Origin of the sequence: Burkholderia sp. BCC1972 (genome assembly GCF_905339605.1) — a bacterium.
Classification (GTDB): Bacteria; Pseudomonadota; Gammaproteobacteria; order Burkholderiales; family Burkholderiaceae; genus Burkholderia.
On record NZ_CAJPGH010000016.1, the window covers coordinates 65991 to 82020 of the forward strand.

Below are 16030 nucleotides of genomic sequence, written 5' to 3' on the forward strand. Positions count from 1 at the left end.
CCGACCAGGAACATCGTCATGCTCGAACTGCGCCCCGCCTGTGAATGCTGCGACAAGGACCTGCCGCCCGATTCGGCGGAAGCACGCATCTGCACCTTCGAGTGCACGTTCTGCGCGACCTGCGCCGACGACGTGCTGAAGGGCCGCTGCCCGAACTGCGGCGGCGACCTGGTCGCGCGCCCTCACCGGCCGGCGAGCCTGCTCGCGAAGTACCCGCCGTCGACGGAACGCATCGTCAAGCCGGGCGGCTGCGCGAACGCGTGACGGCGCTTCGCCGGCCGCCCCCTTCCGTCACGACATCTCGATCCGCGCGCGCGTCACGGCGAGCAGCGTCGCCATCGCGCGGCGCGCGCCGTCCTCGTCGCGCGCGCGGATCGCGTCGCTGACGGCCACGTGCTCGGCGAGCGACGCGTTGTAGACGTCGGCCCGGCGCGCGTTCAGATGCAGCTGCGCTTCGAGCGTGCGGTCGATCAGCGCGCCGAGCGGCACCAGCAGCTCGTTGCCGCCGGCCTCGAGCACGCTCAGGTGAAAGCGCAGGTCGGCACGCACCCATTCGTCGACGTTGCGCGCAGCGGCCATCGCGCGCGCCGCGCCGTCGATCGCGTCGCACGCTTCGGGCGTGTGCGTGCGCGCGGCCAGCGCGGCCGCGTACGGTTCGATCATCTCGCGCATTTCCTGCAGCTTCAGCGCAAACGCGAGCGGCGGCGCGACGCGCGCATACCAGTCGAGCAGGTCGGCATCGAGCAGGTTCCACGCGCGGCGCGGCCGCACGCGCGTGCCGACCTTCGGCCGCGACTCGACGAGCCCTTTCGACGTCAGCGTTCGCAGCGCCTCGCGCATCACCGTGCGGCTCACGCCGTACATCTCCATCAGGTCGGGCTCCCGCGGCAGCAGCGATTCGGGCGGATAGTCGCCGCGCAGGATCGCCGTCGCCAGCCGGAAGGCCGTCTGTCCATGCAGGTCGCGTTGAATGATGATTCTCCGTTGATCCGGCAGGCCGGCTGCCCACTATCTGCACAATAATGCTATTAATACTATTTTTTATCGGGCTACGCTAGGATAACCGTGAAAGCACGCGACCGTGCGCCGCGCCCGAGCGGCCGCGCCGGTCAACCATGGAGACTCGCGTCATGAAAATCACCCGCCTCGAAACCTTCGTCGTCCCGCCGCGCTGGCTGTTCCTCAAGATCGAAACCGACGAGGGCATCGTCGGCTGGGGCGAGCCGATCGTCGAAGGCCGCGCGCACACGGTCGAGGCCGCCGTGCAGGAACTGGCCGACTATCTCGTCGGCCGCGACCCGCTGCTGATCGAGGATCACTGGCAGGTGATGTACCGCGCAGGCTTCTACCGCGGCGGCCCGATCATGATGAGCGCGATCGCCGGCGTCGACCAGGCGCTGTGGGACATCAAGGGCAAGCATCACGGCGTGCCCGTGCACGCGCTGCTGGGCGGCCAGGTGCGCGATCGCATCAAGGTGTATTCGTGGATCGGCGGCGACCGGCCGAGCGATGTCGCGAACAATGCGCGCGCGGTCGTCGAGCGCGGCTTCAAGGCCGTGAAGATGAACGGCTCCGAGGAGCTGCAGATCGTCGATACCTACGACAAGGTCGAGCAGGTGATCGCGAACGTCTCGGCCGTGCGCGAGGCGGTGGGCCCGCACGTCGGGATCGGCGTCGACTTCCACGGCCGCGTGCACAAGCCGATGGCGAAGGTGCTCGCGAAGGAGCTCGATCCGTACAAGCTGATGTTCATCGAGGAACCGGTGCTGTCGGAGAACGCCGAGGCGCTGCGCGACATCGTCAACCAGACCAGCACGCCGATCGCGCTCGGCGAACGGCTGTACTCGCGCTGGGACTTCAAGCACATCCTCGCGGGCGGCTATGTGGACATCATCCAGCCCGACGCGTCGCACGCGGGCGGCATCACCGAGTGCCGCAAGATCGCGACGCTCGCGGAAAGCTACGACGTCGCGCTCGCGCTGCACTGCCCGCTTGGGCCCATCGCGCTCGCCGCGTGCCTGCAGCTCGATGCGGTCAGCTACAACGCGTTCATCCAGGAGCAGAGCCTCGGCATCCACTACAACCAGGGCAACGACCTGCTCGACTACCTGCGCAACCCCGAGGTGTTCCGCTACGAGGACGGCTTCGTCGCGATCCCGCAGGGCCCTGGGCTCGGCATCGACGTGAACGAGGAGAAGGTGCGCGAGATGGCGAAGACCGGCCACCGCTGGCGCAACCCGGTGTGGCGCCACGCGGACGGCAGCGTCGCCGAATGGTGATGAAGGGACGAGACGAGCCGGAAGGCGCGACGATCACGCCGCGCACCGGCTTCGACACGGCCGCCCGGCAGGCGGCCGTTTTCGCTTCTGCGCTTCGCCGCGCGTCGACAGGGAGCGTCGCTACCCTGCCCCGCGCGACGCCCTCGGTCAGCCGAGCGCCGCGAACCCCGGCACGCTGAACGACAGCACGGCTGCCGCGACGAACACGCCGATCATCGTCATCCCTTCGAGATGCAGGATGTTGCGGAACGTGTGCGCGTCTTCGGTCGACGCGGTGCGGCGCAGGCGCGGCAGCGCCGAGAAGCGGTTCAGGCCGCCGAGCACGAGCGCGAGCGCGACGAGCAGCAGCTTCAGCAACAGCACGCGCCCCCACGTGCTGCCGTCGAGCGGCGCGAGCGAGCCGCCGAGCCCGCGGATCGCGTTGAGCACGCCCGTGCCGAGCACGAACACGACCGCGACGATCGACGTGCGCGACAGGTGCTGGCCGATGCGGATCAGCGCGCCGCGCGCGACCGACGAACCGAGCGCCGGCAGCACCGCGAGCCCGCCCGCGAGGACGAGGCCGCCCCACACCGCCGTGGCGAGCAGGTGCAGCGTCTGGATGCCGACCGCCGCGGACAGCGCGCCCGTATCGGCCGCGTGGCCGAGCGAGGCCTTGCCGGCCGCGACCACGATCACCGCGAGCCACAGCACGGCGTGCGCGACCGGGCCGTCCGGTTTCGCGAGCGCGACGATCGCGAGCACGAGGGCGCCGGCGAACGCGACGCTCCATGCAAAGCCCGTGTGCGTCTGCATCAGCATGGTCGGAATCGCGGCGAACGCGCCGCCGAGCCCCGCACCGCTCATCGTCGCGGCCTCGTAGACGAGCCAGCCGAGATCCGCGAGCACCAGCGCCAGCGCCGCCGCGACCAGCGAATGTTGCGCACGCAGCCATGCCGGATGCGACGGCGCGATGACCGGCCGCGCGCCGTCCTTGCCGAGCCACGCCTTGAGCAGCGCCGAGCCGACCGCCATCGCGAACGCGGCGTCCATCAGCGCCGCGAGCGCGACCTGACCGATCCACAAGCTGTCGAACTTCATCGCGCGGCCCCTCCCGACAGCGACGGGCCGGCAGGGCGGCGGCAACGGGACGGACAGCATGAGGCAGGCAACGGCACGGTAGAAAACGTCATCGATGAATCCGGAAACGGGAGAAATGACTGGACCAGCGGCGGAGGCGGCGCCGCGCGACCCGCGAGTGTACGGTCTTCGATGGTGAAAACGCACGCCGGTTCACACCGCAGCGCCGCAATGCGCGTCAAATTGTCGCAAGTCGTAAACAGGCAGGAACCGATGTCCTTTTGCCAAATAGCCGTCATTACCCATCGATGATAGAATGCCGCGTCGCAGCAGCCCGGCTGTCCTGCCGTCCATGCGCCGAGCCGATCGTAGCCCGGACAAGGTCCCCGACGAATAAACATGGAGTCTCGTGTGTCTTCAAGACGCCTCTTCCGTCCGCTGCTCGCCGTTCTGATGATCGGCGGCGCGGGCCTTATGAGCGCTGCCCAAGCGCAGACCAAGCCCACGGAGCAAGCGCACGCCCAGCAGGCGCCGCTCAAGGCACCCGATACGATGGCCGAGCGCGTGCGCGGCTGTACCGCATGTCACGGCGTCCACGGCCAGGGCACGGACAACGATTACTTCCCGCGTCTTGCCGGCAAGCCGGCCGAGTACCTGTACAACCAGCTCGTCAACTTCCGTGACGGCCGGCGCAAGTACCCGCCGATGAACTACCTGCTGACGTACCTGAACGACGACTACCTGCGCGAAATCGCCGAGCACTTCTCGGCCGAACGTCCGCCGTATCCGACGCCGGCGAAGCCGACGCTGCCGGCCGCGACGCTCGCACGCGGCAAGCAGCTCGTCACGCAGGGCGACCCGTCGCGCAAGCTGCCGGCCTGCGTGGCCTGCCACGGCGCCGGGCTGACCGGCATGCAGCCGGCGATCCCGGGCCTCGTCGGCCTGCACGCCGATTACCTGAGCGCGCAGCTCGGCGCCTGGCGCTCGGGCAACCGCCACGCGAAGGCACCGGATTGCATGCACGACATCGCCGCGAAGCTTTCCGACGAAGACGTGACGGCCGTGACCGCATGGCTCGCCGCGCAACCGGCGCCCGCCAACCCCGTGCCGGCCCCGGCGCGTTCGATGAAGACTCCGCTCGCCTGCGGCAGCGAACCGCAATAAGGCAAGGGAGACAGACACAATGAAACGCAAGTCCCTGTTTGCACTCTCGGCTGCCGCGATCGTCGCGGCCGCTGCCCTCGTGCCGGTCCTGTGGCCGGGCAACGACACGCTGCACGGCGCTTCCGCCGTCGCGGCCACGCCGGCCGACCAGGCCGCGCTGATCAAGAAGGGCGAATATCTCGCGCGCGTCGGCGACTGTATCGCGTGTCACACCGTGCGCGGCGGCAAGTCGTTCGCGGGCGGCCTGCCGATGGCGACGCCGTTCGGCACGATGTACACGCCGAACATCACGCCGGACGACCAGAACGGTATCGGCAAGTGGACGTCGGACGACTTCTACCGCGCGATGCACACGGGTCGCTCGAAGGACGGCAGCCTGCTCTACCCGGGCTTCCCGTTCGCGAGCTACACGAAGGTCACGCGCTCGGATTCGGACGCGATCTACGCGTACCTGCGCTCGGTCGCACCGGTGTCGGTGCCGAGCCGTCCGCACGAACTGAAGTTCCCGTTCAACAACCGCAACCTGCTGATCGGCTGGCGCACGCTGTTCTTCAAGGAAGGCGAGTACAAGCCGGATCCGACGAAGTCGGTCGAATGGAACCGCGGCGCGTACCTCGTCGAAGGCCTCGGCCACTGCTCGATGTGCCACACGTCGATCAACATGATGGGCGGCCCGGTGAGCTCGTCGGCGTTTGCCGGCGGCCTGATCCCGCTGCAGAACTGGTATGCGCCGTCGCTGACGAACGACAAGGAACTCGGCCTCGGCGACTGGCACGTGCAGGAGCTGTCCGACCTGCTGCAGGCCGGCGTGTCGCAGAAGGGTGCGGTGTTCGGCCCGATGGCGGACGTGGTCCACAACAGCCTGCAGTACATGACCGACGAAGATACGCGCGCGATGTCGACGTACCTGAAGTCGATCCCGCAGAAGGCTGAAGCGCCGAAGAACATGCAGTACGAGCCGTCGAAGCAGTTCGGCAACGCGCTGTTCGACCAGGGCAAGAAGATCTACGCGGACAACTGCGCGACCTGCCACGCCGAAACCGGCGCCGGCAAGCCGCCTGCTTATCCGCCGCTCGCGGGCAACCACTCGATCATGATGGAATCGGCAGTCAACCCGATCCGCATGGTGCTGAACGGTGGCTATCCGCCGAGCACGTTCAAGAATCCGCGTCCGTACGGGATGCCGCCGTTCGCACAGTCGCTGTCGAACCAGGAAGTGGCGGCGGTGGTCACGTATATCCGGATGTCGTGGGGTAACAACGGTACGCCGATCTCGCCGCAACAGGTGAGCGACCTGCGTTCCGCGCCGCTCGACTAAGAAGCGGCTGACACAAACGGGGCGCGGCTGCGGGAAACCGCGGCCGCGCCCTTTTGCATTTGTGCGATGCAGGTTTTCCGCGCGGGCCGCGCGACGCGTCGCCATCATAAAACTCAAGAGTGGTATCTATGTCTTTCGAATCTCTCGGCTTGGCCGAACCGCTGGTCAAGGCGGTCAACGAGCTCGGCTACACGTCGCCGACTCCGATCCAGCAGCAGGCGATCCCTGCCGTCCTCGGCGGCGGCGACCTGCTCGCCGGCGCGCAAACGGGCACCGGCAAGACCGCCGGCTTCACGCTGCCGATCCTGCAACGCCTGCACACGTTCTACGCGGACAATCGCGGTGCGAAGCGCGCGGTGCGCGCGCTGATCCTCACGCCGACGCGCGAACTCGCCGCGCAGGTCGAGGAAAGCGTCCGTGCGTACAGCAAATACCTGAAGCTGCGCTCGACCGTGATGTTCGGCGGCGTCAGCATCAATCCGCAGATCGATGCGCTCAAGCGCGGCGTCGACATCGTCGTCGCGACGCCGGGCCGCCTGCTCGACCACATGCAGCAGAAGACCATCGACCTGTCGGATCTCGACATCCTCGTGCTCGACGAAGCCGACCGGATGCTCGACATGGGCTTCATCCACGACATCAAGCGCGTGCTCGCGAAGCTGCCGCCGGACCGCCAGAACCTGCTGTTCTCGGCCACCTTCTCCGACGAGATCAAGGCGCTCGCGGACAGCCTGCTCGACTCGCCCGCGCTGATCGAGGTCGCTCGCCGCAACACGACCGCCGAAAGCGTCGCGCAGAAGATCCACCCGGTCGACCGCGATCGCAAGCGCGAGCTGCTCACGCACCTGATCCGCGAACACAACTGGTTCCAGGTACTCGTGTTCACGCGCACCAAGCACGGCGCGAACCGGCTCGCCGAGCAGTTGACGAAGGACGGCATCAGCGCGATGGCGATCCACGGCAACAAGAGCCAGTCGGCCCGCACGCGCGCGCTGGCCGAGTTCAAGAACAGCACGCTGCAGGTGCTCGTCGCGACCGATATCGCCGCGCGCGGGATCGACATCGACCAGTTGCCGCACGTCGTCAACTTCGACCTGCCGAACGTCCCCGAGGATTACGTGCACCGGATCGGCCGCACGGGCCGCGCGGGCGCGACCGGCGAAGCCGTGTCGCTCGTGTGCGTCGACGAGAAGCAGCTGCTGCGCGACATCGAGCGGCTGATCAAGCGCGAGATCCCGCAGGAAGTGATCGCGGGCTTCGAACCCGATCCGCACGCGAAGCCGGAGCCGATCCAGCAGCGCCGCGGCCAGCAACAGCCGCGCGGTGGTGGCGGCGGCGGCGGCGGCAATCGCCAGCCGCGTGCAGGCGGCTCAGGCCAGCCGGCCGCGAAACGCGACGGCAACGCGCAACCGAAGGCCTCGCAGCAGAAGGCTGCAAAGCCGCGCACGCAAGGCGGTGCCGGCGCCGGCGGCAATGGCGGCGGACGTCCGGCGGGCGGCGGCAACAGCGCTCGCCCGGCGAACGGCAATGCCGCGCACCCGAACCGCAATCGTTCGTCGCGCAGCGGCCAGCGCGGTCACTGAAGCCGCGCGGCGGCGTGCCGCAGGTGCTCGACCTGGCGTTGCCAGCGTGCGAGCACCGCGGCGCGATCCCCTTCCAGCGTGAACGTGACACCCGTCGCGAGACGCGCATAGCCGACCCGCTGCGCATCGCCCTGCGCGATCGTCGCTGCGAATCCGGCGAGGCCGCCGAAGTCTCCTTCGAGCGGCGTCATCCGCAATTGCGCCTGAAGGAACGCGCCGTCCGCGACGAGCGTCAACGCGGCCGTGCGCCGTTGCGCGAGCGCGCGCGCCGCGCGCGACTGCGGCCATAGCGCGATCAGCAACGTATGCGCATCGCGCGCATAGATCTCGCCGACACCGAGCAGCGTCGTGCGCAACTGGCCGTCGTCGGTCGCGACGATCAGCGAGGCGGCGATGTCGGCATGGCGCTCGAGCGCGGTGCCGTCGAACAGCGCGACGACGGCTGGCGGCCACGCGTCGAACGTCCATTGTTCGAGTGCGTGGCGATGGGTATCGGTCATGATGGCGTGGCCCTGGTGCGGATCGGATGAAGATGCACCAGCATACGCGCGACGGGCCGTGCCGACGCGATCAGCGCAGGAAAACGTGCCGCGTGATCTTCGTGAGCGGATAGTGGACGCCCGGCTGGATCTTCGCGGGCAGATCGAGCGGCTTGAGCAGCATCTTCACGCACATGTCGGCCGACAGGTTGCGCCGAACGAGCGAATTGATGCGCGCCGCGCGTTCGCGGTTGTATTGATTGTCGCCGACGCGATCGGGATAGCGGATCGCGAACACGTGGCGCAGCGCGATCTCGGAATCCTCGTTCTTGATTTCCATCACGCGGCGCGCCAGCGCGCCGAGCACCGCGAGCCGGCCGTTGCCTTCGACCTGGTTGTACTTCTTGAAGAACTTGAAGAAGTGCTTGTAGTGACGCACTTCGTCGGTGCGGATGTTGTCGGTGATTTCCTTCAGCACGGGCTCGTCCGAGCATTCGTTGATCGCGCGATACAGCGTGGCCGTGCCCGTCTCGACGACGCAGCGCGCGACCATCTCGAGCGCGCGCGTCTTCTCGAACGCCTCGACCGAGCAGGTCTTCGAATACTCGGCGAAGAAATTCGCGAACGCGGTATCCCAGTCGAACTCGGGCCACACGTGCGCGATGTATGCCTTCAGCGCGCGGCCGTGCTGCAATTCTTCGTGCTCCCATGCATTGTTGAGCCATGCGGAGACTTCCGGATCGTCATTGAAGAACGTGCTCAGATTGCTCGTATAGAGATCCGAGCCGCTTTCGATGAACGACGACGCGCACAGCAACAGCAACAGATCCTCGTTCGCGGCGGCACGCTGACGATCGATCCGGTTCAGGTCGATGTCCTCGATACGCCACGGCATGACATGCGTCGTTTTAGTGTCCATGGTGGTGCGCTCCCAGTCGTCGCGCGGGGGCCGGCTCATGCCTTCGGCACGGGCGCCAGTCTTCCCGCAGGCGGCGTTTTACGTCGTTTATAGTGAATTGGTCCGGCCGAACCATCCAGCCATCTTAGCCGGACTTTGGTGTTCGTGCTCCAGAGCACTGACCATACCCGACAGGCGCAGTTCCACGGCGTCTGTTGCCGTTCGTTAGACGAGTCCTTCAAACCGCCTGCACCGGCTCGACGGCAAGTATCGCGCCAAACGAAACGGGCGGCCGAACGGCCGCCCGTGAAACGCACGAACTGCAAGCGAAAGCCGGAAGCGATCCGTCAGAAACCGGCCGCCAGGCCATCGCGCCGGCTGTCGCTCGCGGCCACGTAGCCGCGCTCGCGATCGTCGCGGTCGAGACGCCAGATGAACTGCCCCGAGCCGAAATCCATGTAAGGATCGTCGATCGACTTGATCGTATGGCCGCGTGCGGCCAGCGCGTCGACGGTCGCGCGATTCATCGTCGATTCGACGTCGAGCGTGAAGTCGCGGTTGACCTTCCAGCGCGGCGCATCGCATGCGGCCTGCGGCTGCTGTCCATGGCCGAGCATCCGCACGACGGTCTGCAGATGGCCTTGCGGCTGCATGTCGCCGCCCATCACGCCGAAGCTCATCACGGCCTCGGTGCGGCCGTCGACCTCTTCGGTGACGAACGCCGGGATGATCGTGTGGAACGGCCGCTTGCCGCCCGCGACGACGTTCGGCGACGCCGGATCCATCGAGAAGCCGTGCCCGCGGTTCTGCAGCGCAATGCCGGTACCCGGCACGACGAGCCCCGAGCCGAAGCCCATGTAGTTCGACTGGATAAAGCTCACCATCATGCCGCGCTCGTCGGCGGCCGACAGGTAGATCGTGCCGCCCGAGTGCGGCCGGCCCGCGCCGAAGTGCGTCGCGCGCGCGCGATCGATCAGCTTCGCGCGTTCGGCGAGATACGCATCGTCGAGCATCTGCTCGGGCGTGACGTCCATCGCGCGCGGATCGGCGACGTAACGATAGACATCGGCGAACGCGAGCTTCATCGCCTCGATCTGCAGATGCTGCGAGTCGGCCGAATCGAGCGGCCAGTCGGTCACGCCCGCATGCTCGGCGATCCCGAGCGCGATCAGCGCGGCGATGCCCTGCCCGTTCGGCGGGATCTCGTGAATCGTGTGGCGGCCGAAGCGCTTGCCGATCGGCTCGACCCATTCCGGCCGGTACGCACGCAGGTCGGCTTCGGTCAGCGCGCCGCCGCCTTCGCGCGAGAACGCAGCGACGCGCTCGGCGAGCGCGCCTTCGTAGAACGCACGCGCACCGTCCTTCGCGAGCGTGCGCAGCGTCTGCGCATGACCGGGCAGGCACACGCGCTCGCCGACGAGCGGCGCACGGCCGCGCGGCATGAAGGTGTCCGCGAAGCCCGGCAGGCCCTGCAGTTCGGGCACGGCCGCCGCCCACTTGTGCGCGACGATCGGCGGCACCGCATAGCCGCGCTCCGCGATCTCGATCGCCGGCTCGAGCAGATCCGCGAACGGCAGCGAACCGAACTTCGCGTGCAGCGCCTCCCAGCCCGCGATCACGCCCGGCACGGTCACGGTATCCCAGCCGCGCGTCGGCTTGTTCGCGATGCCGTGCGCGTTCACGCCGTGACGCTTGCGGAAATAGTCGACGTTCCATGCGGCCGGCGCAACGCCAGACGCATTCAGCCCGGACAGCCGCTCGCCGTCCCACACGAGCGCGAACGCATCGCCGCCGAGCCCGCACGACACGGGTTCGACGACGGTGATCGCAGCGGCGGCAGCCAGCGCCGCGTCGACCGCGTTGCCGCCTTTCCACAGCATCCGCAGCCCGGCCTGCGCGGCCAGCGGGTGCGACGTCGATACGACGTTGCGCGCGAACACCGGAATGCGGGTCGTCGGATACGGGTTGTGCCAGTTGAAGCCAGTCATCGATGCCACCTCGTCGAAAGCCGAATGAACGCGCCCGCGAGCGCGGGCAATCCGCCATTGCAGCGCGATCGGCGGAATCGCACAAATTCATTTGTCACATGAATCCATGCACTTTCCACATGAATCGTACGCCGCCGTGCCGGCGAGGCCCGCCGAATGGCGTTGCCGCCCTTACAATACCCGCTCCGTCTCACGACCCGACCATCGAGCCATGACCCGAGATCCCCGCCTCACCCTCAACGCGCGCCAGCAGGAATTGCTCGAATGGGTGCAGCGCGACGGCTTCGTGACCGTCGACGATCTCGCCGCGCACTTCGCGGTGACGCCGCAGACGATCCGCCGCGACGTGAACTGGCTCGCCGACCTGAACCTGCTGCGCCGCTACCACGGCGGCGCGAGCCTGCCGACCAGCTCGGAGAACGTGTCGTATACCGCGCGCCAGCGGATGTTCCACGACGAGAAGCGGCGGATCGCGGCGCTCGCGGCGTCGCACATCCCCGACCAGGCGTCGCTGTTCATCAACCTCGGCACGACGACCGAGGAAGTCGCACGCGCGCTGAACCGCCATCACGGGCTGCACGTGATCACGAACAACCTGAACGTCGCGTCGATGATGAGCGGCTACCCCGACTGCGAGGTGCTGATCACGGGCGGCATCGTGCGGCCGTGGGACAAGGGCATCGTCGGCGAGCTCGCGATCGACTTCATCCGCCAGTTCAAGGTCGACTACGCGATCATCGGCACGTCGGCGATCGAGGCCGACGGCACGCTGCGCGACTTCGACACGCGCGAGGTGCGCGTGGCCGAGGCGATCATGCAGCACGCGCGCACGGTCTATCTCGTCACCGACCATTCGAAGGTCGGCCGCCCCGCGCTGGTGCGCCAGGGCCACCTGAGCCAGGTACACGCGCTCTTCACCGACAAGCCGCTGCCGCCCGAGATGGCCGACACGGTGGCCGCCGCCGGCACCCAGGTGTACGTCGCGGAATAACGGTTGCCATGCTGCACCGCACCTGAAACTTCAAGTGAAATCAAGAAGTTGGCGCCGCGCGCGGACCGCTTGCGGTGCATGTTCCTGTCAAACGGAAAATTAACGGGGCACGATTTGTCGTTGCCGGCGCGCTCGACTAGACTCCAGTTCCCCGGCCCGTTCGCCCGATCCGCCTGTGCCAGGGCGTGTGCGAACCGCAGGGCCGGCGAAGACAGCTTCCCCCCAAGCCATACCCCGCGGGGTATCGCGCGCCGGCGTCCGCGCCGGCCGCGCGGGCAGTCCGATTGCCATGGAGAGAACGATGCTGAGTCCGCATGAATTCGCCACGCTATTGCTTGTGAAGGACGCGCCTGATCAGCGCGACATGGATCGGGATGAACTGGACATCCTGCTCGAACAACAGCTCGTTCGCCTGGAAGGGCTCGGCTCGGGGCGCAAGTACTGCGTGACCGAGAGCGGCGACGCCGCGCTGCGATCCATCAAGTACCGCTATTCGTGAAATTCCGCCGTTCCTGACCTGACCGCGCGGCCGGATGCCCGGCCACGCGGTCGCTTCTGCTTGTCCCGCCCGTTCACCGCAGCCGGCGTCAACCGCCGCGCAGCGTCGGATCGACCGCCGCCCGCCAGCTGATGGCCTGCGCGCGCCCCGTTGAAATACGCAATCCAGCCGGCGCGCGCCGCCGCGTCAGGCGCCACATAGTGGGTCGAAAGTTCGTTTACGAACGCACAATAGTTCGCTTCGGTCAGCCCGCGATACCGTTTCGCCACATAGGCGTCGTACAGCGTCGAGTAGACCGGCTGCGCGTCCGCGCCCCAGTCGCGCGCCGTGCCGCCGCACGACGTCTGCAGGTCGACGAACGACGGCGCCCGCCAGTTGCCGGCGAGCGGCGGCATGCCCGCGCTGCACCCCGCCAGAAGGACGGCACCCACGCCGGCCCACATCCCAATACGCATGATTCACCTCGCGAAACGGTCGATTCCGCCAGTATCGTCCGGGATCGCGCCGCACGCTACTGGCCCCGCTTTTTCGAACTTTACTTTTTCGATTTCGTTCGTTAAATTTCGAATTCGAACATTTCGTGTTCACCCCATTTCAACAGACGATAAGGACAGCAGGTGACCCAACCGAATCGCTACGATCTGCTCGTCGTCGGCGGCGGCATCAACGGCGCGGGCATCGCGCGCGATGCGGCCGGCCGCGGCCTGTCGGTCATGCTCTGCGAGCAGGACGACCTCGCGTCGCACACGTCGTCGTCCAGCACGAAGCTGATTCACGGCGGCCTGCGTTACCTCGAGTACAACGAGTTCGGACTGGTGCGCAAGGCGCTGCAGGAGCGCGAGACGCTGCTGCGCGCGGCACCGCACATCATGTGGCCGCTGCGCTTCGTGATGCCGCACATGCCGAACCTCCGTCCGGCCTGGCTGATCCGCATCGGCCTGTTCCTCTACGATCACCTCGCGAAACGCGAACTGCTGCCCGGCTCGCGCGGCATCGACATGCGCCGCCATGCGGCCGGCGCACCGCTGATCGACTCGATCAAGCGCGGCTTCGTCTATTCGGACGGCTGGGTCGACGACGCGCGCCTCGTCGTGCTGAACGCGATGGATGCGAAGGAGCGCGGCGCCGAGATCCTGACGCGCACGAAGCTCGTCTCCGCCGAACGCCGCGGCGACGAATGGGAAGCGCGGCTGCAGCAGGCCGACGGTTCGATCCGCGTCGTGCACGCGCGCGCGATCGCGAACGCGGCCGGCCCGTGGGTCGGCGAAGTCCTGCACGGTGCGCTCGGCCGCGGCGCGCAGCACAGCGTGCGGCTCGTGAAGGGCAGCCACATCATCACGCGCCGCCTGTTCGATCACGATCACGCGTACATCTTCCAGAACCCGGACAAGCGGATCATCTTCGCGATTCCGTACGAACACGACTTCACGCTGATCGGCACGACCGACGTCGAATACACGAACGATCCCGCGAAAGTCGCGATCGATCGCGACGAGACGCAGTACCTGTGCGATTCGATCAACCGCTATTTCAAGCGCAAGATCTCGCCGGCCGACGTGCACTGGACCTACTCGGGCGTGCGCCCGCTGCTCGAAGACGAGAACGCGGCGAACGCGTCGGCCGTCACGCGCGACTACCGCCTCGAGCTCGACGACGGCGCGGGCGCCCCGCTGCTGTCGGTGTTCGGCGGCAAGATCACGACGTTCCGCAAGCTCGCGGAAGAAGCCGGCGACATGCTGTGCCGCGCGCTCGGCCGCGACGCGAAGACCTGGACGGCCGGCGTCGCGCTGCCGGGCGGCGACATCGCGAACGCGAAGTTCGACGTGTTCGCCAGCGCGTTCGCGCAACGCCACCCGTGGCTGCCCGCCGCGCTCGCGCGCCGCTATGCACGTGCGTACGGCACGCGCGCGGAGCGCGTGGTCGACGGCGCCGCGTCGCTCGCCGACCTCGGCACCGAAATCGCGCCGGGCATCTACGACGCCGAACTGCGCTACCTGCGCGACGCCGAATGGGCGACCTGCGCGCAGGACGTGCTGTGGCGCCGCTCGAAGCTCGGCCTGCACGTCACGCCGGGCACGCTCGATGCGGTGACGGCCGCGGTCGACGCATGGTTCGCCGCCGCGCACGCGCCGCACGCATGACCCGAATGCAGTTGCAGTTGCCTGACCGACGTTGATTCACCGACGCGCCGCCCCACATGCGGCGCGCATCACAACTACGCCAATTCACGGATGGAGATGAGAGACATGCAGGACCAGTACATCCTCGCGCTTGACCAGGGCACCACGAGTTCCCGCGCGATGCTGTTCGATCGCCAGGGCAATATCGTATCGATCGCCCAGAAGGAATTCGAACAGATCTACCCGCAACCCGGCTGGGTCGAGCACGACCCTCAGGAAATCTGGTCGACGCAAGCCGGCGTCGCCGCCGAAGCCGTCACGCGCACGGGCCTGAACGGCACGTCGATCGCCGCGATCGGCATCACGAACCAGCGCGAGACGACCATCGTCTGGGATCGCGAGACGGGCCAGCCCGTCTACAACGCGATCGTCTGGCAGGATCGCCGCACGGCCGACTTCTGCGACTCGCTGAAGAAGCAGGGTCTCGAAGCGAAGGTACGCGCGAAGACTGGCCTGCCGATCGACTCGTACTTCTCCGGGACCAAGATCCGCTGGATCCTCGACAACGTGCCGGGCGCACGCGAGAAGGCCAGGCAGGGCAAGCTCGCGTTCGGCACCGTCGACAGCTGGCTCGTGTGGAACTTCACGAAGCACGAACTGCACGTGACCGACGTGACGAACGCATCGCGCACGATGCTGTTCAACATCCACACGCGCGAATGGGACAACGAGCTGCTCGAACTGCTCGACATCCCGCGCAGCATGCTGCCGGAAGTGAAGGCCTCGTCGGAAATCTACGGCCACACGAAGACCACCGTGTTCGCGTCGAAGATCCCGCTCGCGGGCATCGCCGGCGACCAGCACGCGGCGCTGTTCGGCCAGATGTGCACGACGTCGGGCATGGTGAAGAACACCTACGGCACCGGCTGCTTTCTGATGATGAACACCGGCGACAAGCCGATCGAGTCGAAGAACAACCTCGTCACGACGATCGCCTGGCAGATCGGCGACGACGTGCAGTACGCGCTCGAAGGCAGCATCTTCATCGCGGGCGCGGTCGTGCAATGGCTGCGTGACGGCGTCGGCATCATCAAGACGGCCGCCGAGATCGAAGCGCTCGCCGCGACCGTGCCGCACACCGACGGCGTCTACCTCGTGCCCGCGTTCGCCGGCCTCGGCGCACCGCACTGGAACGCACGGGCGCGCGGCTCGGTGTTCGGCGTCACGCGCGGCACGACCTCCGCGCACCTCGCACGCGCGGCGCTCGATGCGATCGCGTACCAGTCGCTCGACGTGCTGGCCGCGATGGAAGCCGATTCGGGCATCAGCATCGGCGAGCTGCGCGTGGACGGCGGCGCGAGCGCGAACAACCTGCTGATGCAGTTCCAGGCCGACCTGCTCGGCGTCGACGCGGTGCGTCCGCAGATCACCGAGACGACCGCGCTCGGCGCGGCCTACCTCGCGGGCCTCGCGATCGGCTACTGGAAGAACCTCGACGAAGTGCGCGACCAGTGGCAGCTCGATCGCCGCTTCGCACCGTCGATGCCGAAGGAGCAGGTCGAGCAGCGCATGGCCGGCTGGCAGCGTGCGGTGCGCGCGGCGAAGGCGTGGGCCGACGACGCCCAGTAATCCTCAGGCATCCCAACGAAATA

Annotated in this window: 14 protein-coding genes and 1 pseudogene; 9 read left to right on the plus strand and 6 right to left on the minus strand. The window is 67.5% G+C overall.

What is annotated here, in order from left to right:
• Positions 1-18 precede the first annotated feature (18 nt).
• Positions 19-264, plus strand: coding sequence for a DUF1272 domain-containing protein (locus U5798_RS22355; protein WP_124453699.1), 246 nt, complete (start codon positions 19-21; stop codon positions 262-264).
• A 27-nt stretch (positions 265-291) separates the two neighbouring features.
• On the opposite strand, the gene U5798_RS22360 is transcribed toward U5798_RS22355, so the two are convergent.
• Positions 292-996: a FadR/GntR family transcriptional regulator gene (locus U5798_RS22360; protein WP_322083266.1), complete on the minus strand. Its 705-nt coding sequence runs from the start codon at positions 994-996 to the stop codon at positions 292-294.
• Between the two features lie 134 nt (positions 997-1130).
• Between U5798_RS22360 and dgoD the strand changes: the two genes are divergently transcribed.
• Complete coding sequence (gene dgoD / locus U5798_RS22365) at positions 1131-2279, plus strand: galactonate dehydratase (protein WP_124453696.1); 1149 nt, start codon at positions 1131-1133, stop codon at positions 2277-2279.
• 147 nt (positions 2280-2426) lie between these two features.
• Here the strand turns inward: dgoD and U5798_RS22370 are convergent, their stop codons facing one another.
• Positions 2427-3359: a copper resistance D family protein gene (locus U5798_RS22370; protein WP_322083223.1), complete on the minus strand. Its 933-nt coding sequence runs from the start codon at positions 3357-3359 to the stop codon at positions 2427-2429.
• A gap of 378 nt (positions 3360-3737) precedes the next feature.
• On the opposite strand from U5798_RS22370, the gene U5798_RS22375 reads away from it, so the two are divergent.
• From U5798_RS22375 to U5798_RS22385, 3 genes are all read left to right on the plus strand, one after another.
• Positions 3738-4502, plus strand: coding sequence for a c-type cytochrome (locus U5798_RS22375; RefSeq protein WP_124453691.1), 765 nt, complete (start codon positions 3738-3740; stop codon positions 4500-4502).
• Between the two features lie 19 nt (positions 4503-4521).
• A complete protein-coding gene (locus U5798_RS22380; protein WP_124453689.1) occupies positions 4522-5820 on the plus strand; it encodes a c-type cytochrome in 1299 nt (432 codons plus the stop codon).
• A 128-nt stretch (positions 5821-5948) separates the two neighbouring features.
• A complete protein-coding gene (locus U5798_RS22385) occupies positions 5949-7403 on the plus strand; it encodes a DEAD/DEAH box helicase (RefSeq protein WP_322083224.1) in 1455 nt (484 codons plus the stop codon).
• On the opposite strand, the gene U5798_RS22390 is transcribed toward U5798_RS22385, so the two are convergent.
• The 3 genes from U5798_RS22390 to U5798_RS22400 form a co-directional block, all read right to left on the minus strand.
• Entirely contained in the window at positions 7397-7903 is a 507-nt protein-coding gene (locus tag U5798_RS22390) for a hypothetical protein (protein WP_124453686.1), read from the minus strand. The genes U5798_RS22385 and U5798_RS22390 overlap by 7 nt on opposite strands.
• A gap of 70 nt (positions 7904-7973) precedes the next feature.
• A complete protein-coding gene (locus U5798_RS22395; RefSeq protein WP_034189104.1) occupies positions 7974-8801 on the minus strand; it encodes a ferritin-like domain-containing protein in 828 nt (275 codons plus the stop codon).
• A gap of 326 nt (positions 8802-9127) precedes the next feature.
• Positions 9128-10768, minus strand: a complete 1641-nt coding sequence (locus U5798_RS22400; RefSeq protein WP_322083225.1) for a gamma-glutamyltransferase family protein — start codon at positions 10766-10768, stop codon at positions 9128-9130.
• Between the two features lie 211 nt (positions 10769-10979).
• Between U5798_RS22400 and U5798_RS22405 the strand changes: the two genes are divergently transcribed.
• The gene (locus U5798_RS22405) at positions 10980-11759 is read left to right on the plus strand and encodes a DeoR/GlpR family DNA-binding transcription regulator (protein ID WP_006493999.1); all 780 of its coding nucleotides are present in this window, start codon (positions 10980-10982) and stop codon (positions 11757-11759) included.
• 301 nt (positions 11760-12060) lie between these two features.
• Complete coding sequence (locus tag U5798_RS22410; RefSeq protein ID WP_166963486.1) at positions 12061-12258, plus strand: hypothetical protein; 198 nt, start codon at positions 12061-12063, stop codon at positions 12256-12258.
• 88 nt (positions 12259-12346) lie between these two features.
• On the opposite strand, the pseudogene U5798_RS22415 reads toward U5798_RS22410, so the two are convergent.
• Positions 12347-12713 (minus strand): annotated as a pseudogene (locus U5798_RS22415) (hypothetical protein).
• Positions 12714-12875: 162 nt separating this feature from the next.
• Here U5798_RS22415 and glpD point away from each other — a divergent pair.
• Positions 12876-14399, plus strand: a complete 1524-nt coding sequence (gene glpD / locus U5798_RS22420; RefSeq protein WP_124453678.1) for a glycerol-3-phosphate dehydrogenase — start codon at positions 12876-12878, stop codon at positions 14397-14399.
• A 105-nt stretch (positions 14400-14504) separates the two neighbouring features.
• A complete protein-coding gene (glpK, locus tag U5798_RS22425) occupies positions 14505-16007 on the plus strand; it encodes a glycerol kinase GlpK (protein ID WP_124453676.1) in 1503 nt (500 codons plus the stop codon).
• The last annotated feature ends 23 nt before the right edge of the window (positions 16008-16030 follow it).

Coding starts and splice junctions, on each gene's coding strand:
- U5798_RS22390 (WP_124453686.1), bottom strand. CDS start 7,903: ATGACCGATACCCATCGCCACGCACTCGAACAATGGACGTTCGACGCG.
- U5798_RS22410 (WP_166963486.1), top strand. CDS start 12,061: ATGCTGAGTCCGCATGAATTCGCCACGCTATTGCTTGTGAAGGACGCG.
- glpK (WP_124453676.1), top strand. CDS start 14,505: ATGCAGGACCAGTACATCCTCGCGCTTGACCAGGGCACCACGAGTTCC.
- U5798_RS22370 (WP_322083223.1), bottom strand. CDS start 3,359: ATGAAGTTCGACAGCTTGTGGATCGGTCAGGTCGCGCTCGCGGCGCTG.
- U5798_RS22355 (WP_124453699.1), top strand. CDS start 19: ATGCTCGAACTGCGCCCCGCCTGTGAATGCTGCGACAAGGACCTGCCG.
- U5798_RS22375 (WP_124453691.1), top strand. CDS start 3,738: ATGGAGTCTCGTGTGTCTTCAAGACGCCTCTTCCGTCCGCTGCTCGCC.
- dgoD (WP_124453696.1), top strand. CDS start 1,131: ATGAAAATCACCCGCCTCGAAACCTTCGTCGTCCCGCCGCGCTGGCTG.
- U5798_RS22405 (WP_006493999.1), top strand. CDS start 10,980: ATGACCCGAGATCCCCGCCTCACCCTCAACGCGCGCCAGCAGGAATTG.
- U5798_RS22380 (WP_124453689.1), top strand. CDS start 4,522: ATGAAACGCAAGTCCCTGTTTGCACTCTCGGCTGCCGCGATCGTCGCG.
- U5798_RS22400 (WP_322083225.1), bottom strand. CDS start 10,768: ATGACTGGCTTCAACTGGCACAACCCGTATCCGACGACCCGCATTCCG.
- U5798_RS22385 (WP_322083224.1), top strand. CDS start 5,949: ATGTCTTTCGAATCTCTCGGCTTGGCCGAACCGCTGGTCAAGGCGGTC.
- U5798_RS22395 (WP_034189104.1), bottom strand. CDS start 8,801: ATGGACACTAAAACGACGCATGTCATGCCGTGGCGTATCGAGGACATC.